The following is a 25,256-nucleotide window of genomic DNA, read 5'->3' as shown; positions in this document are numbered from 1 at the left end:
TTTTGTGGAATTAATCTCTCTATGTATGAGAAGCTGGTTTCAAAAAACCAATGACCCACTACGATGCTCAGCCGATTGACTGGTGAACACCTGTCAAGTTGAGTGGTGTTTTACCTTAATCATGCGAACAGTAATTTGATTCACTTTGAAGACAAGAAACTTGCTAAGGGCATAGCAAATCGAAATGAAAAAATGTTTAACCATTTTTTTGACTTCTATTTTCCCAGACTCTATCGGTTCTCTCTGGTCAGGGTTGATGGTGACAAGGAGTTGACCAAAGACCTGGTGCAAGAGACATTGTTTTTGGCGATCAAAAACATCAAACAATACCGAGGAGAAGCCTCACTGATGTCATGGCTTTGTCAAATCAACCGCAGTCAAATCAGTTTGTATTTCAAGAAAAATAACATCAAGCAAACCGTCAGAGTCAGTGATTTGCCAGAAGTTCAAGAAATTTTTGATAACATCAAAAGCGAAATCAAAGACCACCCAGACAAACAGTATGAAACGTCCAAACTGCATGAAATCATTTCAAGTACTCTGGACAACCTACCCAATGGATATGGCGATTTACTTGAAATGAAATATTTAGATAAATTGTCAGTCAATGAAATAGCTGCAGATTTGAGTTTGTCTGTAACATCGGTACAATCAAAATTAGCCCGAGCCAGAGAATCATTTAAAATTGTAATAACGAGAATATTGGGTGACCAAACACGCTTCTTTCTCAACCCCGAGGAGTCATCCCAGTGAGTGACATAAACAAACAAGACATCGAAAAGATATTGGATCAAGCAGGCCCGAGAATAAAGCCTGACCAATCCATTCGCGATGAAGTTTATCAAGAAGTACATGCATTGTGGCAACAAACGCATAAGCCGCCGTTTTATCAGGCCCATGCGATGAAAATTGCAGCATCGTTGTTTTTATTTATTTCATTGTTTAGTTTCACCCTTTTGTATCAGGGTAATCAGCCTGTATACAACATCGCTGCCAGCATAGAAATTCAGGGACAGATTCAAATCAGTCAAAACAACAGTGATTGGAAAAACCTCGATAATGACAAAACAATCAGCCCTGGTGATTACTTGAAAACCCAAAGAAACAATCGTTTAATGGTTAATCTTTTTAATGGCAATCAATTCAGGGTGGATGAAAACACCCATTTAAAGGTTGAAGCCAACAATCACTTGACTCTGATTTCAGGACGTGTTTATGTGAATTCAGACAGTACGGCAGGACATCATAAACTGACGATCGATACCCCTTTGGCAACAGTCAATCATATTGGAACACAATACAGCGTGGAATTTAATTCAGATCAATTGAACGTGGGTGTCAGAGAAGGTTTGGTTTTGGTCGCAAGTGATCACATCCCACAAGCTGAGTTAACCCAAGGTCGGGTTTTAAATCTTAATGACAAAGGTGAGGCCGAGTACAGTGAAGTCATGACTTATGACCCCATTTGGCAATGGACGCAAAAGATTTCCGGTGGGTTTGCCATACAAGACCAAACATTGACAGCGTATTTGTCATGGGTCAGTGAAGAAACAGGTTATCCCATTAAATGGCAGTCTGACCAAGTAAGAAACAAAGCGGCTTCGATTAAGCTGTCAGGATCCATCAATGGCATTTTACCTGTGGATTCTTTAGAAGTGATACTTCCAACCACTCGGTTTAAATATTCCATAGACGACAATCAAATTTACATCCATAATGAGCATGGTTAGAAACGTTCATCGAGTTTAATCGTTCAATTATGTTTGGAAAACTATTTACTGCCACAGTATTGCTTGGTATTTCATGGGTATTATGTGCTCAACAGAGCGGTGATTCTCTTGAAAAGGTTATTGATTCATTGTCAACGACCCAAACTCAAATTGTCTACAGCGATGATTTTTTAAAAGCCAATTCAATCATCGTTGACAGACCCATTCGTTCCATTCGAGCTTTAAAACAATTTTTATACAATCTCGATTATGAATTAACTGAAGTCAAAGACCATGTTTATTTAATCAGGCCTGTTGAAAATAGCCAACAATTGATGCAATCACCAATCATGGCCATCGGTAATGTAATAGACACAGAGACCGGTTATCAAATCGTCGGTGCAAAAATTCATTTTAATACGGGTACTGATGTTGAAGTTGTTAATAACAAATCGGGTTATTACTTGACTATAGACGATAGAAGCAAACTCAAAGTTACCATCACAGCTCCAGGCTACAATCCACAGCATGATGAAATTGATTTTCAATCCCAAGCCATTGTCTCAAGAAATTTTGAGTTACAAAAGTCTCCTGAAGCCTTAGAAAATCTTTATGTAACCACCAGTCACTTTGATTTTAAATCAGTCAATCAAGCCAACCAAAGTATCCTTACACGTGATGAGCTAACAGCGACGCCACACATTGGTAACGACCCAGCCAGGGCGGTTAATAAGTTGCCAGGCATCACCAGCAATGGCATCACGGCAAGGTCACATGTCAGAGGTGGTAAACAAAATGAATCGCAAGTGGTGTTGAATGGGTTGGCTCTGAGAAACCCTTATCATTTCAAAGACTTTTTTGGGGTTTTTTCATCCATCAATTTAAGTTATGTTGATGAGTTGTCTATTTATGCAGGGGTATTTCCTGCAAAATATGGCAGCTACATCAGTTCAGTGATGGAAATCCAAAGCAGTGAACCAAGCGATGATTTGTTTGTCGACCTTTCGCTGGGAATATTGAGTTCGCATATCACTTTGGGTGAATCATTCAATACCGAGTCACAGTACCTGGTTTCCTATCGATCAGGGGGGGATTTGCTGAGAACAGAATTGTTCAATATTGAAGCTGGAGATCCAAGTTTCGATGATCTTTTTATACACTTGCAGCAAGAGTTTGATGACGGTACAGTCATCAAAGGCAATTTATTGCATGCCAAAGACACCATCAAATTAAACCTGGTCAATGAAGATGAAACTGCACGAGCCAAATACATTGATAATAATTATTGGATGTCGATAGAAAAACCCATTAACGAAAATCTCAACCTAAAAGGTTTGGTTTTTTTTCAATCAAACAACACCAACAGAAATGGTGATTTATTTGATGACGAATTGCAAGGCAGTATTTTTGAATCCAGAAAAACCAACACCTCTGGTTTTTCCGCAGGCATCAATTACAGTGCTACAAAATCGTTGGCTTTTTCATTAGGTATGATGCTAAAAAGTGAAACCACAGATATTAAATACACTTCAGATTTCAGTGGCAGTGACTTTTTAACTGAAATTTTAAACCCAAATCAAATCAACAGATCAAGAAATCATCGATTTAAAAACTCGGGTATAAGAAAATCACTCTATGGAAATGTCAGGTATAAATTCAATAATAGTTTTTATGGTGATTTTGGATTGCGCTTAGATCATCAAGATTGGAATAATGAGACTCAAATCAGCCCCAGAATGAATCTGAGTTTCTTTTATGACGACACATTAACTTTTAGGTTAGGACTGGGTCGACATTTTCAAGACCAGCATATAGATGGGGTCTTACTCGAAGATGAGGAATTGATGTATTTTGAACCAGAGTCTGCTGACATTGCCATTTTTGAGGTGCAAAAAGAACTGAACAATCATTACAACCTAAGAACAGAGTTCTACTACAAAAAATACAATGATGTTCAACCTTACTATGAAAACCTTTTTATTGACCTACATTTGCATCCAGAATTGTTTTCTGATCGTATCAGGGTAGAACCAGAGTCTGCATTTTCTAAGGGCGTAGATGTGACTGTTTCAGGGTATTATGATCAATTCAATTGGTCTGCCAGTTACAGCTTCTCTGAAGTCAAAGATGTCATTGGTGGTGATGAGTTTTTAAGGGGATGGGACCAGCAAAATGCAGTTAAATTAAACTTAGAATGGTTTTGGCGCAAGTGGCAGTTTAACTCACTGATGCAATACCATACAGGATGGCCAAGAACTTTAATCAATGATTCAGAAGGTGAGTTGATCATAGGCAATCGGAATGGTTCAAGAAATAAAGACTTCCTTAATCTGGATTTAAGACTGTCTTATGATGGCATGATTAAAGGCCATAAAGCCAAATACTGGCTGCAATTAAACAATGCACTGAATCGCAAAAACCAATGCTGTTCTGAATACTCCTATGAAGAAAATGATGAAGGTGATTTTGTCTTGATCAATGAACAAAAGGATTGGTTGCCATTGATACCTTCCATTGGATTTGACTTGTCATTTTAGAAAAAACAATGAATTAATTAAACAGTCTGATTGTTTACTTCCCAAACACCTCTCTCACTTAGCCAGTTATATAACAAACAAAGGAATGGCGGTTTTGCGACCAGAAAAAAAGTGGCTTCTTATCAATTGGTTGATGGTGTACTGGATTAAATTATTGATTCACTTAACAATCACCTCACATTGATTTCCGTGTAATGTTCTTTATAGGCTTACAAAAATCACCAGTTTATATTGTTTTAAACTTCTAATTTTTCCATTTTACACAAACATAGTTAAGTGTCTGAATTTACTCGATTATTTATGTATATATGTAATATTCAAAATGTATATTCACGCACATTTTTATTTACAAATTGATGACTGCGTATTAATATAATAAATACAACTTACAGTTTTATGGAGACATGTTATGAGATATTCAGGTAGTTTTGTAAAACGATTAAGCATTGTATTAACTGTAGCGGGTCTTATGCTTGGATCCAGTGTCAGTTTGGCCACTAGAAATATTGCTGTCAATTTGGTTGGCGACAAGTCCATCGATTTAATCAGCATATTATCAACCAATCAAATAGAAATCAGTGAAGCCGACGGTTTAGGTGGTTTCAATCCCCCACAAGTGGTTGCGTTGAACGTTAATCCAATTTTAGTAAAAAGTGATGACATCAATTCAGATGGTCTCAGGGATCTTATTATGATAGATACCAATGGAGACGTGTCAATATCAATCAATGATCAAATCAATGGGTTCCAAACAGCAACCCAATTGGCAGTGGGTTTACAAAACCTAGAATTGGTTAAATTCTTGGATGTAGGAGATATGAACAATGATGGTTTGGTAGACATCATTGTCAGTATTGATGGTGTGCTCAATGGCCGTGTCACCATACTTTTTGGTGATGGTTTGGGTGGGTTCTCCATTGGTCAAACCCTAGAAATACCGTCCATGTTGGTGACGGCCACCTCTTTAAATTTAGCAGACATCAATCATGACAATTCTTTGGATGTATCCGTCAAAGACATCGCGGGTACCGTGCATATGATACTTTCTGATGGTGTAGGCGGCTACAATTTACCTCAAGCATTGGTTGGCACGCTCCCTCTGGGTGGTATTTACTTTTTTGATTATAACAATGACCAAATACCAGATTTAATTGCCTTGGATCAAACTTTAGGATTACTGACACTCAGATTGGGAGTCGGTGATGGCAGCTTTTTAAGTGGCTTGACAGTTTCAGTTGGTTTATCACCGGTTGATGTGGCTGCATTTGACATTAATTATGATGGAAACAAAGACGTTGTGGTGGTGAACTCAGGAGACAGTTCGCTCAATGTACTGTTAGGAGATGGGCTTGGTGGACTTGTTGATTTGGTTGGCTCTGCCTTGGATGATTTAATTGGTACAGTTCCTGGTTTGACTTTACCAGTAGCAATTGTATCCTTTGATATCAATCTAGATTGTCGCAAAGATGTGGCACTTTGGGATGAAATAACGGAACAGTATACAGTCGTTGAAAACCAGACTGGGGCTGAACCTGCAGATTTGATTTACTGCTCACAGTTTGCATTTGAATAATAGTATTTAATATTTAAGTGATCAAAATACCGCAGCTCAACTATTGATTTGAGCTGCGGTTTTTTTATTTAAAAGCTTAAAACCTCAAACATGTATTTCTGGTACTTACTGGCATATCAGTAAAACATAAGTGCTCGCATCGAAGAAATAATCAGTAAAATACAACATTCAAACAACGAATGTATGCTGGAATTAAATGGATTATCAGATCAATGAATAAACTGCGTATTTCACTTGTCAGCCTGGTGCTTATTTTCTTGGGCTTGTTGATTTCTTTAACAGCCATGGCACATGGTGTAGATTCTGCGACCAAGAACTTTTTGTTGAATAACAGTGGCATGGCGATCATGCCCTTTATTTATATAGGTGCCAAACACATGATCACAGGGTACGATCATTTGTTGTTTTTAGTGGGTGTGGTGTTTTTTCTTTTCAAAACCAAAGATGTACTGATTTATGTTAGTTTATTTACTTTGGGTCACAGTGCCACATTGTTGTTTGGTGCTTTTTATGATATTCAAGTCAACCCATTTTTGATCGATGCCATTATTGGCTTTTCTATTATTTACAAAGGATTTGATAACTTAGGTGGCTTCAAAAAGCTGGTAGGTGTTCAACCCAACACCAAAATAGCAGTGCTGATTTTTGGCTTATTTCATGGCTTTGGATTGGCCACTAAACTCCAAGAATTTGAGTTGAACAGTGATGGATTATTGACCAATTTATTGGCCTTCAATTTAGGGGTTGAATTGGGTCAAATCATGGCTTTGGGATTGGTTTTGATTGTCTTGAGTTTTTGGAGAAGGTATGACAGTTATCTTAAGTTTTCAGGACTCACCAACACATTATTAATGACAGCAGGTATGATGTTGGTGATGTATCAACTGACTGGCTACTTCCTTAACAGTTAAATCAATAATTAAGAGAAAAACATGAAACAAGACGATGACATTCCAGTGACATCAAACAAAGCATTAATAATCGCCACAATCAGTGCATTGGTGCTTTCAGTGGTGGTTTATTTTACAATCATCATGCCCGCCGAGTACAACATAGATCCAACAGGTTTGGGGAAGAAGCTTGGTTTAACTGTATTGGCAGAACAGGTCACAGAACCCATTGTTAGCCAGACTGAAGTGAACCCTGTTCCCGATGAAGCCAATGCAGCAGAGTTTGAATTTCGTGAAGACATTGTCATGATAACGGTTCCTGCCAACAAAGGCATTGAATATAAATTCACTTTACAAGCGTTTTCAAAGTTAAATTATGAATGGAAAACCATTGATGCATCGAATATTTATTTCGACTTTCATGGCGAGCCAGCAGGGGATACTACCGGCTATTTTGAAAGCTTCACCATTGCAACAACCAATCAAATGCAAGGCTCGGCAACAGTGCCATTTACCGGTTCGCATGGCTGGTATTGGAAAAACAGCACCAATCAAGATGTGAGCATAGAATTAAAAACTTCAGGCAAGTATCAAGTGAAAGGTCTTAATCAGTAATTTAAGCTAATGCTAGCTGTCATCTACTGAACCCAAAATACTCATGATTCATTTGCAGCGCTTAGAATAAATATTGTCTTTAAAAATTATTTCACACCTAACGACGCAGTACCAATTTAGAATGTATGTATTTTTTGCATTAAAATAATAATATAACTGACTGAAACTGAAGTAATTTATATGCATATGGTTAAAATGTTATCAGTCAACTTAGATATCATTGACGAGAATTTAATAACCATTAATCATCAATAATATAGGCTAGGTATACAGTCAGGTTATTGTGTTTTTAGCAACCAGACAAATACGACAATAATGAGAAAACGCAGATATGGGATGTTTTATGATTTCATGTCATTGCAAAAGACCCAAAATCAGATACAAAAAGACGCTCAAACCACCTGCGGTTAGGGCATAGGGTAGTTGCGTTTTGACGTGATCTAACAAATCACAGCCGGCAGCCAAGGACGCAATCACTGTGGTGTCCGAAATAGGGGAGGCATGGTCTCCGAATACAGAACCACCTAACACCGCTCCTAACACCAAACCTGGTGAAATACCTAAACCTAAGGCCAAAGGAATAGCAATAGGGATTAAAATGCCAAAAGTACCCCAAGAGGTTCCGGTGGTGAACGACACAAACCCAGCAATCACAAAAATCAAGGCCGGTACCAAAATCACCGGCACTGAATCACTGACCACAGAAGTAACAAATTTTGCGGTTCCAATGTCGCCCATGGCAGAAGAAAGCGCAAAAGCCAGCAGTACCAATGTAACTAATGGCAACAATTCACCCATGCCTTTGAAGCATTGCTCCATCAAGTATTTACTTGGTTTTTTGGCATCAAAGCGCAACAAAGCAAAGGTCAACATCACCGACAATACCACTGACCACAACACCGATTCTGAGCCTGAGCCTTGGCGCAAGTCACCATCACCAGTGATGAACATAAACACCAATATACTCAGTACCATAAAAATCAAAGGTAACAACATATAGCGTTTCTTGGTCGGTTGGGTTAAATCTTCACTTTCCATACCAATCTGCTTACTGTTTTCCAAGTTGTCGCTGATTTGTTTTTGCTGAATTTGATGTTCAAGCTGCTTCATCGGACCAAATATGCGGGTACTCAATACCGTGTAATAAACGATAATTAATGTGATGATGGCATAAAAATTGTAAGCAATGCTGCTGAGCATCACGCCCACTGGATCAGTAACACCTGTTTCTTGCACATAGCCTAAAATGGCGGCACCCCAACCATTCAAAAGCACCAGCACACTGATGGGTGCACAGGTCGAATCGATGATATAAGCCAACCGTTGACGACTCATTTTTTGATGGTCAAAAATGGCTTGTGAAGAAATGCCTGCGGTCAAAACACTCATGTTGGTGTCGATGAATATACTGCTGCCTAGCAAGGCAGGTAATAGACCCGCTTTGCGCTGACTGTTGGTTAATTTGCGCCAGGTCAACCAATTGACCAAAGCCGCGACACCACCAGATATTCGTATCAATTGAATCAAGGCACCAATCAACAAGCTGAACATCAAAACGCGGGTGTTGTAGTTGCTGGCAAACACCTGCACGATGCGATCTACCACATCAACAAAAGCCAAAACAGGGTTGCCACCACTCAAAATCAAGGCGGCGGTAAAAATACCCAGCAGCAGTGCCAAAGTCACTTCACGTTTCCATATCGCAAAAGCAATCGCCACCAAAGGCGGTAAAATACTCAACCAACTCATAGACAATTCCCATCATTTTCAATCAATCACATGATAACGCATGGTGTAGGTTTGACATCATGAAAATTAAAAATATATTCAGAACAAAAAATCATGTCATCTCATCATGACTCAACCGCTGCAATCAATGTTTGCATAAAGGCAAAGCATTTCTACTGTAAATATACACTTGTTATACATAAATCCTCTGGTATATTGTTAATCCACTACTCACACACAATCGAGAAAACCATGTCATCTTCTACCGCTAAAATCTTAAGTTTATTGTTATTGATCTTTGCATTTGGAGCAGATTCTAAGCAAGTTGTCCTAAACAATGGTAATTTGGTCATGAAAAACATGCCTGAAATTCCAGCACAAATCAAAGCCGAGCTGAATCGTTATCAAAATATACGGTCTGCCAGTTTCGTTGAGTGGGCTGAGGACGATGAAAGCATTTATATCCGCACTCGTTTTGGTGATGTTTCTCAACTGCATCGGGTCAGCCAAGCTGGAGGAACCAGGTACCAAATGACTTTTTTCAAGGAGCCCATTGGTTCGGTCAATAAAAAACCTGGCAGTGCAGCGTTGAGCTTTACCATGGATGCTGGTGGCAGTGAATTTTCACAAATATTTGTGCTGGATCCCATGACTGGGGAAAGCCGCATGATCAGTGATGGTGAATCACGGAACGGACAAATTGTTTGGAATAATTCTGGTTCTGCCTTGGCATTTCAAAGCACCCGAAGAAATGGAGCTTCAAACGATTTGTGGATCATCCAACCTGACAACCCAGAAACGGCTGACATGATATTACCCTCACCAGATGGCAGTTGGTGGGGCGTGGCAGATTTCAATGCCGATGACAGCCAGGTTTTGGTCATGAATTATGTCAGTGCCAATCAATCCAGTACCTATCTTTTGAACTTGGCAGATAAAAAGTTAACACCGCTGGTTCACACCAAGGATTCAAAAAGTACCAATTTACCGATAGCCTTTGATGACATCAACCATGGTTTTTTCTATATCACTGACCAGTACAGTGAGTTCTCACAACTGGCTTGGCAATCATTGGATCAGACTGCGCAAAAACCAACCATAGTCACTGCTGACATTCCTTGGGATATCAACGACATGGTGATCAGTAAAGACGGACTCAGAGGCGCCTTTAGCAGCAATGAAAATGGCCGCTCTGAATTGTATCTGATGGACATCAAACAACTGAAGTACCAGAAAGTAGCTGGTATCCCATTGGGCGTATTAGGCGGCTTTGATTTTAACCAAAAAGTCGATAAATTGGCAATTACCATCAATACGGCACAAACGCCCAGTGATGTGTATGTACTTGATTTAAAGAAAAATTTATTAAAAAGCGGCGATTTAACACGATGGACTTTCAGTGAAGTTGGGGGCTTGAATACCAATGAATTTGTTGTTCCAGAAATGATTTCATACCCGACTTTTGATCAAGTGAATGACCAAGCCAGACAAATCCCCGCGATTGTCTACAAACCAAAATCACCTGGTCCTCACCCAGTGGTGATTGCCATCCATGGAGGACCCGAAGGTCAGTCCAAACCATGGTTCAGCAGCACCTATCAAATGTGGATCAAGGAATTGGGTGTCGCCGTAGTGATTCCCAATGTGCGAGGATCAGATGGTTATGGCAAGAGTTACTTGCAAATGGATAATGGCTTTAACCGTGAAGACTCAGTTAAAGACATTGGTGCCTTGTTAGAATGGATTGAGAAGCAAAACGATCTGGATCAAAGTCGGGTTGCCGTCTATGGTGGTAGCTATGGTGGCTATATGGTCTTGGCCTCAGCAGTGTATTACAGCGACCAATTAAAAGCCGCTGTTGATATTGTTGGTATTTCAAACTTTGTCACTTTTTTGGAAAACACCCAGGATTACAGAAGAGACCTCAGAAGGGCTGAATATGGTGATGAGCGCATACCTGCCATGCGCGAACATTTGAATAAAATCAGCCCATTGAATAATGTGGATAAAATCAACATCCCGATGTTCGTGGTTCAAGGCCAAAATGACCCCAGGGTGCCAGTCACTGAAGCCGATCAAATCGTGGCAGCCTTAGAAGCCAAACAACAAACAGTTTGGTATATGAATGCCTTGAATGAAGGCCATGGCTACAGAAAAAAGGAAAATCAAGACGTCTACCAACAAGCCGTCATCTTGTTTTTTCAACAGTACCTGATTCCAACAGCAGAGTGAATCAAGTCTGATTGATACCTCAGGCTGCTCACTTCACCTGAGCAGCCTGACCCACCGCCACAGGTTTAAAATACTGGCCAAAGAAGCTGCGACATAGGTGAGGGCACAGGCTTTTAAAATTTGTCTGACCACCGGTAATTGTTCTTCTGTAATGTACCCTTCAGACAATATCGGCAGGGCTTTGTTGAAACTGGCATCAAATTCTTCAGGCAAAATGGCCACATACATCAACACCGAAACAAGCATGGTTATCACCCCAATCACTAAGGTAAGAATTGCTAAGTGAGGTATTCTGAATAACAGGCCTATCAACGGCGAGGCCATTAAGAACATGATGCCGAATTGGCGAATCGCATGGGCTTTGCTTAAGTACTTCTCGCGCAACAAACTCACGGGTTCTTTGTTATAAAATTGTATGGCATGGCCTACTTCATGGGCCGCTACTGCCACCGCAGTCAAGGATTGGCCATCATAGACTTCCGGACTTAAACACACCACTTGATTTTGCGGGTCATAATGATCTTCATTCACCTTACCTTTGATGACTTGAACTCCAGTTAACTTAAACCGTTCAATCAAATGCAGCGCCAATTCGCTGCCAGTTCCATCCAAAGATTCGATGTGTTTTTGATGTTTGCGCAAGACATACTTCACCCAAAGGCTGGGACCAAACACCATCAAAAGTATCAACAGAATGATAAAGGGCATGTTTCACTGAAGCTAAAAGATGAACTTGATTATAAACACAGGATTAATAACAAACAATTGAATTAAGGGGCCGGTATGAGATATCGTATTGACTTTAGAAAAACGATAAGTGTCTGATGAATCCAATAACCCCCACACCTGACTTCACTCTTCATAATATAAAATGGATTCAAATGCCCTTGGTTTTTTTACTGTTGTGGTTCAGTCCGATGTTATTTGCCGCTGATGTACCTTATGTGAACTGGGAAAACCATCCGGTGCATGCATTGGACATCTCTCCGGACAAGACGCGTTTGGCAGTCGCTCATACCGCTGATAATCGGGTTCAATTATTTGATGTTTCGCAGGGTTACCCAGTGCGGTTGGGTCATGTTAACGTGGGTATTGACCCCGTTTCGGTGCGCTTTAAAGACAACAATGAATTGTGGGTGGTTAATCACATTTCTGACTCCGTTTCGGTGGTGGATTTCAACCAAAGGATGGTCAAGCTCACCTTACAGACCGAAGACGAGCCTTTCGATGTGGTTTTTGCCAACAACCAAGCCTTTGTCAGTTGTTCACAAGTCAACAAGGTCATGGTCTTCAATACCCTGGCATTATCAGCTGAGCCAACGGTCATTGCCTTGATGGCCGAGGAACCGCGCGCCATGACAGTCAATGCTGATGGCAGCCAAGTTTATGTGGCCAGCTTTGAGTCAGGCAACAAGACCACTATTTTGGCTGGTGGTATTGATGAAACTGAAAACACCTTAACCTTTCCGTTCAATCCAGTTAACCGAACCACTTCTCCGTATCAAGGTGAAAATCCACCACCCAATGAGGGTGATCAATTTTTTCCAGCCATCAATCCAGATTTACCCACAGCTCCGAAAGTTTCATTGATCGTTAAACAGGCCAGTGACGGTCGATGGTTGGACGACAATGATCGAGACTGGACGGAATTCATCTCAGGGTCCCAAGCGGCCTCTTCAGGGCGCATTGAAGGTTGGGAACTGCTGGATCATGACATTGCTGTGATAGACACCCAGACCCATGAGGTCAGTTATGTTTCAGGATTGATGAATATAGGTATGGCCATTGGATTCAACCAAGCCAGCAATGAAGTCACCCTGGTGGGAACCGATGCCACCAATGAAGTTAGATTTGAACCGGTGCTCAATGGAAAATTCTTACAAGTCAAAATGGGTAAAGTAACGACCAACGATTTGCAGCAAACTGAGGTGATTGACCTCAACCCTCATCTGGACTATGTAGCTGAGACAGAACCACAGTCGATTCGTGACCAGTCAATTGGTGATCCGCGTGGGGTGGTTTGGAACCAAGCAGGTGACCGCGGTTATGTGGCTGGTATGGGCTCTGACAATGTGGTTGTGATCAATCAATCCGGTGATCGTTTGGCACAGATTGCAGTGGGTGAGGGCGCCACTGGATTGGCATTGGACGACGACAAGGCGCGTTTGTATGTGTGGAATCACTTTGCCGCCAGCTTGTCAGTGGTCGATGTTTCAAACAACACCGAAATCAGTCAAATGACTGTATTTAACCCTTTACCTGAGGCGATTAAACAAGGCCGACCGTTTTTATACAATACCCAAGAAACCTCAGGGCTTGGGCAAATTGCCTGCGCTTCCTGTCATGTGGATGGTAGGATGGATCGTTTGGCATGGGATTTAGGTGATCCAGCAGGGGAAATGAAAATATTCAATCAAAACTGTCAGACCACCGTAAGTTTACTCAACACCCCAGGTTGTTCCGATTTTCATCCAATGAAAGGCCCCATGATGACCCAGACATTCCAAGACATCATAGGTAATGAACCTTTTCATTGGCGTGGTGATCGCGATGGACTGGAAGAATTCAATGGTGCATTCATGAGTTTGAACGGAGATGACCAACGATTGAATCCGGAACAAATGCAACAATTTAAATTGATGTTAGCCACCATCACATTTCCACCCAACCCCTTTCGCAATATCGACAACAGCCTGCCTGAAAGCATTGATTTAAGCAACCATTACACCTCAGGCAGGTTTGCCCCTGCAGGCAGTCCTTTGGGCTCAGGTAACCCACAAAATGGCTTGAGTCTTTACAACAGCCGCGTATTGGATACGGTGTTTCAATGTGCCAGTTGCCACAGTTTACCGACCGGTATGGCAGTCAATGGCCCCTTGCGACCTGCCTTGATCAACCTGGATGTTGGTGGTCAAATCATGCCCACTGGCCCCATGGGTGAAAATCACTTGGGTATCGTCAGTGTTGATGGCTCAACCCAAAAGTCTATCAAGACACCCCAGTTAAGAAATTTGTACGAAAAAGTGGGTTTTGAGACCTCGCGCAGTCAATCACTGGCGGGCTTTGGCTTTTTACACGATGGGGCGATAGACTCGGTGTCTCGGTTTTTAAGTGCTGGTGCATTCAGTGTTCGCTCAGACCAAGAGGTGGCTGATTTGGTGGCTTTGATGATGGCCTTTTCTGGCTCAGAATTGGACCCAGGCTTTGTCCCCTTGGGAAACACCCCGCCAGAATCTCAGGACACCCATGCAGGTGTTGGTAAACAATATACCTTGCAACAAGCCAGTCAAATCAATGCCGGAGTAGAACAATTGATCCAAGTGGCTGATACTGGTAAAGTGGAATTGATCGCACGCTTGGGTTCATCAAGCAGTTATTTGTATGATGCTGACAATGGCGAATTCTTGTCATCCAAGCAACAAGTAATATCATCACTGGGATTGATGTCCTTAGCCGCTAATGAGCAGCCTTTGACTTTCAGTTTGGTGCCATTGGGCTTGGGCGAAAGACTGGCCTTTGATCGAGACGGTGATGGGATTTATGACGAACAAGAAATCATCAATGGTTCAGACCTCACTGATCAAAATTCAACCGAAATTAAGCCGCGTGCAGGCTTGTGGTACAACCCAGACAGAAATGGTCATGGTTTTGACCTGCAAAGGGCCGGGGATAATATATTCATCATTTGGTATACCTATAATGACGACGGGTCACCGACTTGGTACATCGCTTCTGGTGTCTACACCCCAAATTGGCAAGCCAACTTAATTCGCGTCACGTGGGATGCAAACAGCAGAACACCAACCTCTGAAGATGTGGGTATCGCCACTCTTGATTTCACCGATGCCAAGCATGCCAATTTTTCATGGGAGATCAATGGTCGTGCCAGCGCTGAACCCTTTCAATATTTAGATTTCGCGGCAGGTAACACCATCAACCAACAAACCGGTTCATATTATGACCCCAACGACAGCGGGTGGGGCGTATCTGTCATCACCCAAGGCCCTGTTGCTGTAGCCATCATGTTTTATTACGATGAAAATGGTCAGCCGATTTGGGCCTTAGGTACTGGTGCAAATCTAGCCAATACCCGCATTGATATGTCAGCCAACACCGGCTTTTGCCCCGACTGTGATTTTGCTCCCACCAACGACCAAGTATTTGTAGGAACCATTGAACTTAACTACTCAAGTTCAAGAAACATTGATTTCGATGTCAACTTACAATACCCGTTGAATTCAATCAATTGGAACTTGAATGGGGTTAATTTAACGCCCTTGTCCAATGAACTTTTCGACCCCAAAATACAATAACAAGTAAACTCATGGGCTTATATATTTATGCTTAAGCCCATTCAGTTGCGCTCCTTTACAATGCCGAACAACCCTTTGTAACAAAATTCAATACAAAATACAGCCACAAACATAACTTGACATTATGAATAAATAGTCTGTTTATAAATACCATTAAACATTAAAAATACTGGTATATTGAACGTGGAATAAAATGTATAATTATGCGGCGAATTCAATTTAAAATTGCAATCCGTTGACTACAAATAATTTAAATTTTAAACAGAGAGGGTTAACTAATATGAATAAATTTTTACTATCGTCAGCAGCAGCCATAACATTGATTACTGGCACTGTGTTCAGTACCACGGCAGATGCCAGGGCACAATGGACAGTCACTTGTACCGGCATAGACAATGATCACACGGTATGGAGCTGGCAAGGTCAAACTGATTCTTATTCAGTGGCTTATGACATGGCCAGACATTGCACCTCACAGGGTGGTAACTTTTTACAGTCAACCTACGATCCCCACCAATAACTGATCGTTAAATTAAACCCATTAACATTAAACAAATTTGAGGAAATACCATGAAATCATTAAATCGAAGAGTATGGTTCGCCACATTGTTATGTGCTTCACTGTTCTTTGCAACTTCCGCTATGGCCAGAACACAATGGACCGTCAACTGTTTCTATAACGACGGTACTTATTGGAGTGGTCAAACCACTGACTACAGCGTCATGCAAGGCATGTTACAACATTGTAAGGACGATGGAGGCAGGGGAGCCAACATCACTTACGTGAACAGATAAAATCGACTGTTTTAAAGGAGCCAGCTGACTATAGACAGCTGGCTTTTTTATATGTGATGTTCAATGACGGAAAGATGACAGTTAAATGTAAATAAGAGCATAAATCCCAGTCTGTGGTATTTCCCATATAATTGTTTAAATGGACTTGATTTTTTAATAAATGAGATTATAAATAGATTGAGAAGAATGAAAGTACATATCGAAAACATCGACATGGCTTTGTCCCAACATAGTAATGCATCGCGTTGGGTTTTGCTTTAATAAAAAGTTGGAACATTTTAAAAATTTTTAATTCATGTCACACTTAATACCCTGTAAATCCAGTTTGGCCAATCTATGATGATTTCAAAGAAATTGAATGTCTTTTTGTGCCTGACTGTTTTTGCATTGACGGGATTACCTGAAGATAAACCTTATTTATCTGATCACCTTACTGGTTTTCAGACAGTCATTACTATGAGTTATGAAAATGACGGTGATGATCCAGAACTTTGTTTGTCAAAACCAGTAAAGGAAGTCTCAGGTGTATATGGCCATCATGATTATTTATTCCACGTTTCCAACCTTAAGTATAACAACCACCTCCCCAAGTCAGCTCGAGCACCACCCCTGGTGTAAAGAAGCCCTTCAAAACGATTCTTAGACGCAACATTGATATGTCCACCTCGGCATGGTCGTATCAGCTGGTAGCAGACCTCAGTAAATTTTGGTGATTAATTAAGCACAATCGCTTGCTGGCTCTGTTAATCCACATTGATATAAAGAGTCGTTTTTTGAATCAGCACCAACCAAAATCAGCCATATGATTATTTTCAGCACACATGGCTATATTCCAATTGATCACTTATCAAGCACATTGGGTCATGCTGAAAATGACTCAATATTTAAAATGACACAGGAGATTATTATGCTCAGCCAACTCAATACATTGACCCCCACAAACGCCTTTGTGGTTTTTATATATGCTTTGCTGTTTACCGTACACATCAGTTTAATTTTTGATCTTTCCAAGTTTCAAAAATACCCCCTCAGTAAACTGAATTTTACAAATGCCGGGATTTTATCGGCTTTAATTACCACTGGATCTTTTTATTCCATCAGGCTTTCATCCATGACCCATAAATTCATCTTGATAGCAGTTATCGGATTCATATCCGCTTCAGCCATAACTTTAACGCTGCAAAAGTTTATCAATCAATTGTTTCCACGTGAACAAACCGCTGATTAAACACGTGAACGCTTTGGTTCCGAACTGAAAGTATAGGATCTGCCTGACCCACCGATATTGTGATTGAATAAAAATAAATCGGCGGGCGGGCACTTAGCAACACGAGATAAACGCTAATCATTACTGGTATGGCACCTTGTGGGTTGTAGTTCATGTCAATATAGCTAAACAGCCCTTGGCGTGCATCTGCTCGAATTATTGATTTAATTCAACTGGATTTTCATGGCATGGTTCGCATCGTTTCATACTGCTGGCCTATTTAACCATCAAGCAGATGCTTTCAATGCCATTCATGTGTTGATATAAAGCCGTTATTGTCGTATAACAATTGATTAAACTGCTTTCATTCAATGGAGTTTTACAGAATATGAATACACTTGATCTGGATCCTTTCAAAGCCAAAAAAATCTTACAAATAGGGGCTGAAGAACATGAGTATTTCAGTTTAAAGGCATTGCAAAAACAAGGTTATGCAATTGAAAAGTTGCCATTTTCGATCCGCATTTTATTAGAAAATGCAGTGCGCAATTTTGATGGTTTTGGGGTGACCAAAGCACACATAGAAACCTTGTTAAATTGGCAACCCAAAGGTGGTACAGACGACATTCCATTTAAACCTGCCAGGGTTTTGATGCAGGATTTTACCGGCGTACCAGCCGTGGTTGACTTGGCCGCTATTCGCGCAGAAGTGGCACGAAAAGGCAAACAAGTTGATTTAATCAATCCATTGATTCCAGTGGACTTGGTGATTGATCATTCTGTGCAAATTGATTATTTTGGGACTGAGGACTCTTATCAGCGTAACATTGAGCTTGAATATTCGCGTAACCGAGAACGTTATCAGTTGTTGAAATGGGCACAAAACGCTTTCACTAATTTCAGTGTAGTCCCTCCAGGTATGGGTATTTGTCACCAAGTTAACCTGGAATATTTATCTCAGGGTGTGATTGCTCGAGATGGTCAGCTGTTTCCTGATACCTTGGTCGGTACTGACAGCCACACACCCATGGTTAATGGCATTGGCGTGGTGGGGTGGGGAGTCGGTGGCATCGAGGCTGAGGCCGCTATTTTAGGTCAACCCATTTATTTTATCATGCCTGAAGTGATTGGTTTGAAATTATCTGGCACATTGCCTGTGGGTTCAACAGCCACAGATCTGGTGCTTACTGTGGCAGAGTTGTTGCGAACTCATGGTGTGGTAGGCAAGTTTGTTGAAGTTTTTGGCCAGGGATTAGATACATTGTCTGTGCCTGATCGAGCAACCTTAGGCAACATGTCACCAGAGTTTGGTTGTACCATCACCTATTTTCCCATTGATGACAAGACCCTCGAATACATGCGCAACAGCAACCGATCTGATGAACAGATTGAGCGGGTTGAACGCTATTGTAAAGAAAACATGCTGTGGCGTGAAAATGAAGAAGCCATTAATTACACCACCGTATTGGAATTGGATGTCAGTGGCATCAAGCCCACCATAGCGGGTCCTAAATTACCGCAACAAAAAATCCTGTTAGAAAATGCCAAAGCCAAGTTTGGCGAATTACTTCACGGTGGCTTTGGACGATCTTATGTTGAAGAAAAAGACAGAGAAACCGAAGAGGAACTAGAAAAACGTTTTGTTGATGAGGGTGGTGACCAAATTGAAAAATCGAATGAAGACAAAACCATCAAACAAATTCACCGAGGAAAAACCATCAATGGTTTAAAAAGTGTTTGGGTTGATGAGGAGCGTTTAAAATATAAACTCGCAGATGGTTCGATCGCCATCGCGGCTATTACCTCGTGTACCAATACTTCAAATCCTTTTGTGATGATTGGTGCGGGACTGGTGGCGCGTAATGCGATTAAAAAAGGTATAGATGTCAAGCCATGGGTTAAAACGTCATTGGCGCCAGGTTCAAAAGTGGTCACAGATTACTTGAATAAAGCGGGTTTAATGACTGATTTTGAAGCCTTACAGTTTCATTTAGTCGGTTATGGGTGTACCTCATGTATCGGCAACTCCGGTCCTTTACTGCCGGCTGTTGAACAAGCGGTAAAAGATTATGATTTGGTGGTCACATCGGTACTTTCAGGGAACCGTAATTTTGAGGCGCGGATTCATCCATTGGTAAAAATGAATTTTTTGATGTCACCGATGCTGGTAGTGGCCTTTGCTTTGGCGGGTCGTGTTGACATAGATATGGAAAACGAAGCATTGGGCCATACCCGCAATGGCGATCCGGTATACCTTCGAGACATTTGGCCCAGTGATGATGAAATCAATGCCATCATGGCAGAGGTGTTGACGCCCAAATATTTCGCAAAAAATTACGGTGAAATTTTTGCAGGGAATCAAATTTGGCAAGACATGCCAGTGGCCAAAGGTAATTTGTATCAATGGGAAGAGTCATCAACATATATTCAAGAAATTCCATTTTTTAAAGACCTACCAGAACAGCCTGCCGCCATGCAAAATATCATTGATGCACGCGCTTTGCTCAAGCTGGGTGACAACACCTCTACCGACCACATATCACCGGCCGGATCATTCAATGAAACCTCAGCAGCTGGTCAGTACTTAATCAGTAAAGGGGTTAAACGCGCAGATTTCAATTCCTACGGCTCCAGAAGAGGCAATGATGAAGTGATGCTGCGTGGTACCTTTGCCAATGTGCGCATCAAAAATCAATTGGTTGAAACTGAAGGTGGTGTGACCCTTTACTTACCAACTCAAGAAGAGATGTCAGTGTATGAAGCGGCGAAAAAATACAGAGAAAATAACATCCCATTGGTGGTATTGGGTGGCAAAGAATATGGCAGTGGCTCATCTCGTGACTGGGCAGCAAAAGGCACCTCATTGTTAGGCGTAAAAGCTGTGTTGGTTGACAGTTACGAGCGAATTCACCGCAGTAATTTGGTTTATATGGGCGTGTTACCTTTACAGTATTTACCAGGACAAAATGCCGACAGTCTGAGTTTGGACGGTACAGAAACTTTTAACATCACAGGAATTGCTGAGGGTCTTGAACCGAGAAAGAAAGTCTCAGTCAAGGCCATAAAAGCTGATGGCGAGGTGGTGTCATTTGAGGCAGAAGCACGACTTGATTCTGCTATTGAAGTGGCATATTATCAGCACGGCGGCATTTTGCAGTATGTTTTGCGTGATTTTTTAAAGCAAGCTTAAATGAATCGCAACGAAAGTATAGGTTTGTAAGTTAAACCGAGCCAAAATTATTTGGCCAAAACATACATAACTAACCAAAGGCACACATCGCACAAGGGTTACAAATTAAGTTTTTAACTGTGTATTAGTTAAAAAACTTACTGATTTGACCGGCGATTTCACCAGTAAAGTGATCAAGGAAGTGGCGAGGGCGGTTGTTGGTTGATGTTGTCGAATTTCATCCAAGTGTATCGATTGCAGGCATGATCTGCCGAGTGGTTTTTGGCAATGTGCGCTTTTGAAGCATTAAAGGTGTTGAGGATTATTGAGTTTCGTTTAAGCTCTTCTGAAATTGTTCAGAGAGAACGACCAAGGTGATTAGAAATTTCTCTGCCTGTTTTGCCTGACTCTGATGCAAGTAAGCCGTAGGCTCGTTCTTGACAATCTAAATGATGACACTTGTATATTGAGGATCAGCTGAATCCTTTATTCCGCAACATTCAGCCAGTTCAATGGCAGCGTAATTTTCAATTGGGTTTCAATCAATTCAACTCAAACCGTTCCGGGTTGAGTTATTGTTGACTTATTCGCACCCCTCAATCGATGCCTATAAATGGCAACCTTGGGGGAGTTCTTACGCATTTTATTTACATTATGACCATTTATTTTCTGATTTTTTGTGTTGTTTATGCTTTTACAGTCATTTAGTTACTGATTAGATAGAAAAAGGAAAATATACAATGATTATAAAATACACAAGTAAAATGATACTGCTGGGTTTTTTGGGCTTGCTGTTTTTAAAGCCAGTTCATGCGGCCTCATTTTGCGTCTCAAATGGTGCAGAATTACAAAATGCCTTGGCGATTGCAGACAGTAACAACCAAACAGACCACATCAAGTTGCGGTTTGGCGTCTTTACTGCCCCAACGGGAGGTTTTACATATTCTGGCTTCACAGAAGACCATGATTTAGAAATCAGCGGTAATTGGTTCACCTTCAATAACAACAGTTGTGGCAGCAGAATATTGGCCAATGATCCTTTGTCACACAGTACCTTAAGTGGAAATAACACAGCCAGTGCATTGAACATCATCCCAGGTGCCCTCGGTGACATCAGTATTTCCTATCTGGTGTTAACTGAAGGAAATGCGGGTGATTTTGGGGGTGGTTTGAGGCTGTTCCCATTGGCAGAATACCTGGGTAACGTGCTGATCGAAAACAATGTTTTTATTGATAATACGGCCGATGAAGCAGGGGCATTGTATGTGGTTGGCGGAAACAGGTTGGTGATCAGAAATAATTTATTCACTGAAAATCAGTCTGATTCAAGCACGGGTTCAGTCATCATCAGTCAGCAAAACAGTGTGGGTACAGGTGATTCCCCGGGCGTGTACTTCACCAACAACACCGTGATGAATAACTTCGCCAGTGTTGGTCACACAAATTTATTTGCTGGCACATCAATCAAAGTGTATGAATCATCCAGTGCCTTCATGGCCAACAACATCTTTTGGGCTAACACAGCAGGGGATTTGAGTTTAACTGGTGATGGATACAAGTACCTCTTCAACAATGACCTGGGTGTCGTTATAGGCGCTGCCGATGAAACATCCGGTAATTTTTCTGTGACACCAGAGTTTGAAACTGGGCTATTGAATTTCAAACCTGCGCTCAATTCAGCCTTATCCAACCGTGGCAAACGGCCACCTACTTTCACCCACATTCCGCCTCACTTTGATGAACTATGGAGCCTGGGAGATTTGGATTTATCCGGAGCAGGGCGAATTTATGGCACCACCGTTGATGTGGGAGCCATTGAGTCAGAATCATTGTCTGACCTGATTTTTGAAGACGGCTTTGAGTAACCATGCCTGATTGAAGCTGTGGTTATTGGACGGCTTTGAATTAAAGGAGGTCTGCTTGGGTTCATGAGACCAAGCCACAAAAGCTGATGGTGAGGTGGTGTTGTCACGACTTGATTCTGCTATTGAAGTGGCATATTATCAGCACAGTGGCAAAATTATTTGTCCACTACAGTCCCTGATTATTTATCGTGAATTACCAATAAATGCCTATGAGAAATCAATTGCCAACACTTACTAAATCAAAGGTTTTTAGTTTTTTTTATGGCAATAAGTTCTTAATAGCAGTTCTTTCTGTATTTGTTGCTCTGATACTTCTTGGTGTGTTCCAAGATTATCTTGAGTCGAAAAGAAATAACACCTCATTCTACTTTTCTGAGTCGCTTTTATTTAAAAGTTTTTGGTTGATATTTCCGCCGATTTTATGGCTGCTCAAATACCTACATCAAAGCAAAAAAATCGACACATACAGCAGAATGGGAGTCACGCTGATTGTTGCTACTTTGGCACATGTGGTAATGACATCCCTGACTGTTTGGTGCTTGTCTGTGATTTTTCGAGACCAATCCTATGGTGTCATCAAAGTGCTGACTTTTACGCTGGCCAATGATTTGCTCAAAATCACCTTAGTCTATGGTGTCTATATTTACGCATTAAAATATTTAGCAAGTCACAATCATAAAATGAAGTTTGATGCTCAATCATTAGATGATCAACCGACAGAAACATTGGCTGTGCATGCCAAATCCATTGAAAAGCAATCACCTGATGACATAAGTTCAACCAACTACCTGGTGGTTAATTCAGGTAAGAACAACACTCGAATAAACCTGAGCGACATCCTGTTTATACAATCAGCAACGCCCTATGTATCTATTCAGATGGAAGCTCAAGAATACCTGCATTCAACAACGTTGAAATCAATGGCTGAAAAGCTAGACTATCGATTCATTCGCATCCATCGCTCCATTATAGTCAACACAGAAAAGGTGCTTTCCTACCAATCTCGACTTAATGGTGACTATGATTTAACCCTAGACAACGGCAGTAAAGTTCGACTCAGCCGTAACTATGCCAAGGCGTTTATCAGCCGCTTCAAAGCAACTCCACAGCTTAAAACAGAAACTCATCGTTTTAAATGATTCTGACTTGAGTCACGCTAATTGCTTGTGTGACTATACACATTTGATGTTTTGGATGTGTAAAGGGTATCAATGGAGCATAAAAACAATTCTTTGGTCTATGGTGCGGTTGCCAAGTGGTTTCATTGGCTAACGGCAGTACTTATTTTAATTACTTATTGCGCCATTTATTATCGCGAATGGCTTGCGGATAGCGACTTTGAAAATTGGTTGTCTATACAACTGCACTTGTCGATTGGATTGACGCTGGCGGTGATCATTGTTCTCAGGTTAGTTTGGAGGTTGATGCACCCTGTGCCCGTTTCTAAAACAGGTTCTCATTGGCAACAGCTTGCATCACGTGTGGTGCACATCGCCTTGTACCTTCTCTTGATCATAATGCCGTTAAGCGGATATTTATCTATCGCAGACTATTTATCAAGGAGAGGCGAAATTGATTATTTCTTCTTTTACGACATGACCTGGTTCCGGGGGATTGAGGTAGAAAGCCTCTTTGGCCTGTCACTGGAACAACTAGAAAAGCCTGCCGCTGTTATTCATGGCATTGTTGGTGAATGGATCATGCTGGCGGTGATTGTTTGCCATGTATTGGCTGCTTTGTATCACCAGTTCATAATAAAAGACGGTACTTTATCAAAAATGACATTTTTTAAAACAAGAAATACCCAAAGGAAAAGATCATGAACAGAAGTCACTTTATCATCATTCTCCATTCACTGTTGTTTTTGGCATACATGCAAAATGCCACAGCTCAAGAACCAGTTATTGGAGGCCCTTGCCAAGGTTGTGAATTGGTGTTTATTGATATGCCAAAAGAATTGAAATCACATTCCAGAATCACACCTGCAGGTGAAGAGGGCGAACCGCTCATACTTGAAGGTATTGTATACAATGAAAGTGGTAAGCCAGCTTCCGGTATGATTATTTACGCCTATCAAACGGATGCTGAAGGGCTATACCCCACGGGTAAGACCAATCACGGCCAGCTTCGCGGTTGGGCCATCACCGATACCAATGGCTTGTATCGATTTGATTCCGTTAGACCCGGTGCTTACCCAAGGCGAGATATACCACAGCATATACATTTACATGTGATTGAACCCAACAAAGGCACTTATTACATTGACGATGTCACTTTTGATGATGACCCCTTGCTGTTACAAGAAAACCGCAATAATAAGGCTTGTCGTGCCGGATGCGGTGTCAGTTTACCCAAACGCAACCAACAAGGAATCTGGCATGTGAAACGCGATATATATTTGGGAAAAAATATCACTGATTATTGAAGGTAAACAGTTGGACCATATCCTGTGAAAATAAAGATCTGACGAATATTCACAACCAATCATCTCCTAATCGGCCAGGGAAATTTCTGTGGCAAATCACTGATGAGCGTGTAAGAATTTATTGATTGGAGTGCCTGTCCTTGGTTGGTTCTTGGTTGGTTTTTTTGATTGGTTACTATCAACCCTCCCATGTAAAAT

The 25,256-nt window shown here is 41.2% G+C and carries 19 protein-coding genes; 17 read left to right on the top strand and 2 right to left on the bottom strand.

The genetic code is table 11. From position 1 onward, the window contains the following. Nucleotides 1-192 precede the first annotated feature (192 nt). The 6 genes from CCS90_RS06755 to CCS90_RS06725 all read left to right on the top strand — a co-directional run bounded on the left by CCS90_RS06755 (nucleotide 193) and on the right by CCS90_RS06725 (nucleotide 7,324). Nucleotides 193-753 carry an RNA polymerase sigma factor gene (locus CCS90_RS06755; protein ID WP_133566537.1) on the top strand — a complete coding sequence of 187 codons (561 nt, stop codon included), beginning with the start codon at nucleotides 193-195 and terminating at the stop codon, nucleotides 751-753. Beyond that, nucleotides 750-1,730, top strand: a complete 981-nt coding sequence (locus CCS90_RS06750; RefSeq protein ID WP_099018794.1) for a FecR domain-containing protein — start codon at nucleotides 750-752, stop codon at nucleotides 1,728-1,730. Before CCS90_RS06755 ends, CCS90_RS06750 begins: the two co-directional genes overlap by 4 nt. A gap of 128 nt (nucleotides 1,731-1,858) precedes the next feature. Further along, nucleotides 1,859-4,246, top strand: a complete 2,388-nt coding sequence (locus CCS90_RS06745) for a TonB-dependent receptor plug domain-containing protein (protein ID WP_162846901.1) — start codon at nucleotides 1,859-1,861, stop codon at nucleotides 4,244-4,246. A 409-nt stretch (nucleotides 4,247-4,655) separates the two neighbouring features. Then, a complete protein-coding gene (locus CCS90_RS06735; RefSeq protein ID WP_099018791.1) occupies nucleotides 4,656-5,819 on the top strand; it encodes an FG-GAP repeat domain-containing protein in 1,164 nt (387 codons plus the stop codon). A gap of 212 nt (nucleotides 5,820-6,031) precedes the next feature. Further along, entirely contained in the window at nucleotides 6,032-6,730 is a 699-nt protein-coding gene (locus tag CCS90_RS06730; protein WP_099019437.1) for a HupE/UreJ family protein, read from the top strand. Between the two features lie 21 nt (nucleotides 6,731-6,751). Next, nucleotides 6,752-7,324, top strand: a complete 573-nt coding sequence (locus CCS90_RS06725; RefSeq protein ID WP_099018790.1) for a hypothetical protein — start codon at nucleotides 6,752-6,754, stop codon at nucleotides 7,322-7,324. Nucleotides 7,325-7,678: 354 nt separating this feature from the next. Here CCS90_RS06725 and CCS90_RS06720 read toward each other — a convergent pair whose 3' ends face one another. Next, on the bottom strand, nucleotides 7,679-9,073 hold the full coding sequence (locus tag CCS90_RS06720) for a Na+/H+ antiporter NhaC family protein (RefSeq protein WP_099018789.1): 1,395 nt from the start codon (nucleotides 9,071-9,073) through the stop codon (nucleotides 7,679-7,681). A 231-nt stretch (nucleotides 9,074-9,304) separates the two neighbouring features. Between CCS90_RS06720 and CCS90_RS06715 the strand changes: the two genes are divergently transcribed. Beyond that, nucleotides 9,305-11,284, top strand: a complete 1,980-nt coding sequence (locus CCS90_RS06715; protein ID WP_211337068.1) for a S9 family peptidase — start codon at nucleotides 9,305-9,307, stop codon at nucleotides 11,282-11,284. A 33-nt stretch (nucleotides 11,285-11,317) separates the two neighbouring features. Here CCS90_RS06715 and CCS90_RS06710 read toward each other — a convergent pair whose 3' ends face one another. Further along, nucleotides 11,318-11,992, bottom strand: coding sequence for a zinc metallopeptidase (locus CCS90_RS06710; RefSeq protein ID WP_099018788.1), 675 nt, complete (start codon nucleotides 11,990-11,992; stop codon nucleotides 11,318-11,320). 116 nt (nucleotides 11,993-12,108) lie between these two features. On the opposite strand from CCS90_RS06710, the gene CCS90_RS06705 reads away from it, so the two are divergent. From CCS90_RS06705 to CCS90_RS06660, 10 genes are all read left to right on the top strand, one after another. Beyond that, entirely contained in the window at nucleotides 12,109-15,597 is a 3,489-nt protein-coding gene (locus CCS90_RS06705; RefSeq protein WP_133566536.1) for a YncE family protein, read from the top strand. A gap of 280 nt (nucleotides 15,598-15,877) precedes the next feature. Beyond that, nucleotides 15,878-16,117, top strand: a complete 240-nt coding sequence (locus CCS90_RS06700; RefSeq protein WP_099018786.1) for a hypothetical protein — start codon at nucleotides 15,878-15,880, stop codon at nucleotides 16,115-16,117. A gap of 50 nt (nucleotides 16,118-16,167) precedes the next feature. Next, the gene (locus tag CCS90_RS06695) at nucleotides 16,168-16,392 is read left to right on the top strand and encodes a hypothetical protein (RefSeq protein ID WP_099018785.1); all 225 of its coding nucleotides are present in this window, start codon (nucleotides 16,168-16,170) and stop codon (nucleotides 16,390-16,392) included. A gap of 339 nt (nucleotides 16,393-16,731) precedes the next feature. Beyond that, the gene (locus CCS90_RS06690; RefSeq protein ID WP_143751547.1) at nucleotides 16,732-17,010 is read left to right on the top strand and encodes a hypothetical protein; all 279 of its coding nucleotides are present in this window, start codon (nucleotides 16,732-16,734) and stop codon (nucleotides 17,008-17,010) included. Nucleotides 17,011-17,299: 289 nt separating this feature from the next. Further along, nucleotides 17,300-17,620 carry a hypothetical protein gene (locus CCS90_RS06685; RefSeq protein WP_133566535.1) on the top strand — a complete coding sequence of 107 codons (321 nt, stop codon included), beginning with the start codon at nucleotides 17,300-17,302 and terminating at the stop codon, nucleotides 17,618-17,620. A 367-nt stretch (nucleotides 17,621-17,987) separates the two neighbouring features. Next, a complete protein-coding gene (acnA, locus tag CCS90_RS06680; RefSeq protein WP_099018782.1) occupies nucleotides 17,988-20,789 on the top strand; it encodes an aconitate hydratase AcnA in 2,802 nt (933 codons plus the stop codon). A gap of 719 nt (nucleotides 20,790-21,508) precedes the next feature. Continuing rightward, nucleotides 21,509-22,633: a right-handed parallel beta-helix repeat-containing protein gene (locus CCS90_RS06675; RefSeq protein WP_133566534.1), complete on the top strand. Its 1,125-nt coding sequence runs from the start codon at nucleotides 21,509-21,511 to the stop codon at nucleotides 22,631-22,633. A 473-nt stretch (nucleotides 22,634-23,106) separates the two neighbouring features. Then, nucleotides 23,107-23,772, top strand: a complete 666-nt coding sequence (locus CCS90_RS06670; protein ID WP_246027041.1) for a LytR/AlgR family response regulator transcription factor — start codon at nucleotides 23,107-23,109, stop codon at nucleotides 23,770-23,772. A 72-nt stretch (nucleotides 23,773-23,844) separates the two neighbouring features. Further along, nucleotides 23,845-24,456 carry a cytochrome b gene (locus tag CCS90_RS06665; protein WP_099018779.1) on the top strand — a complete coding sequence of 204 codons (612 nt, stop codon included), beginning with the start codon at nucleotides 23,845-23,847 and terminating at the stop codon, nucleotides 24,454-24,456. Continuing rightward, nucleotides 24,453-25,058, top strand: coding sequence for a dioxygenase family protein (locus CCS90_RS06660; RefSeq protein ID WP_246027040.1), 606 nt, complete (start codon nucleotides 24,453-24,455; stop codon nucleotides 25,056-25,058). Before CCS90_RS06665 ends, CCS90_RS06660 begins: the two co-directional genes overlap by 4 nt. Nucleotides 25,059-25,256 lie beyond the last annotated feature (198 nt).

The sequence above is a fragment of the Marinicella litoralis genome, assembly GCF_002591915.1.
Lineage (GTDB): Bacteria > Pseudomonadota > Gammaproteobacteria > Xanthomonadales > Marinicellaceae > Marinicella > Marinicella litoralis.
The sequence above is the reverse complement of the archived record's forward strand: the minus strand, read 5'-3'. Positions and strand labels throughout refer to the sequence as shown.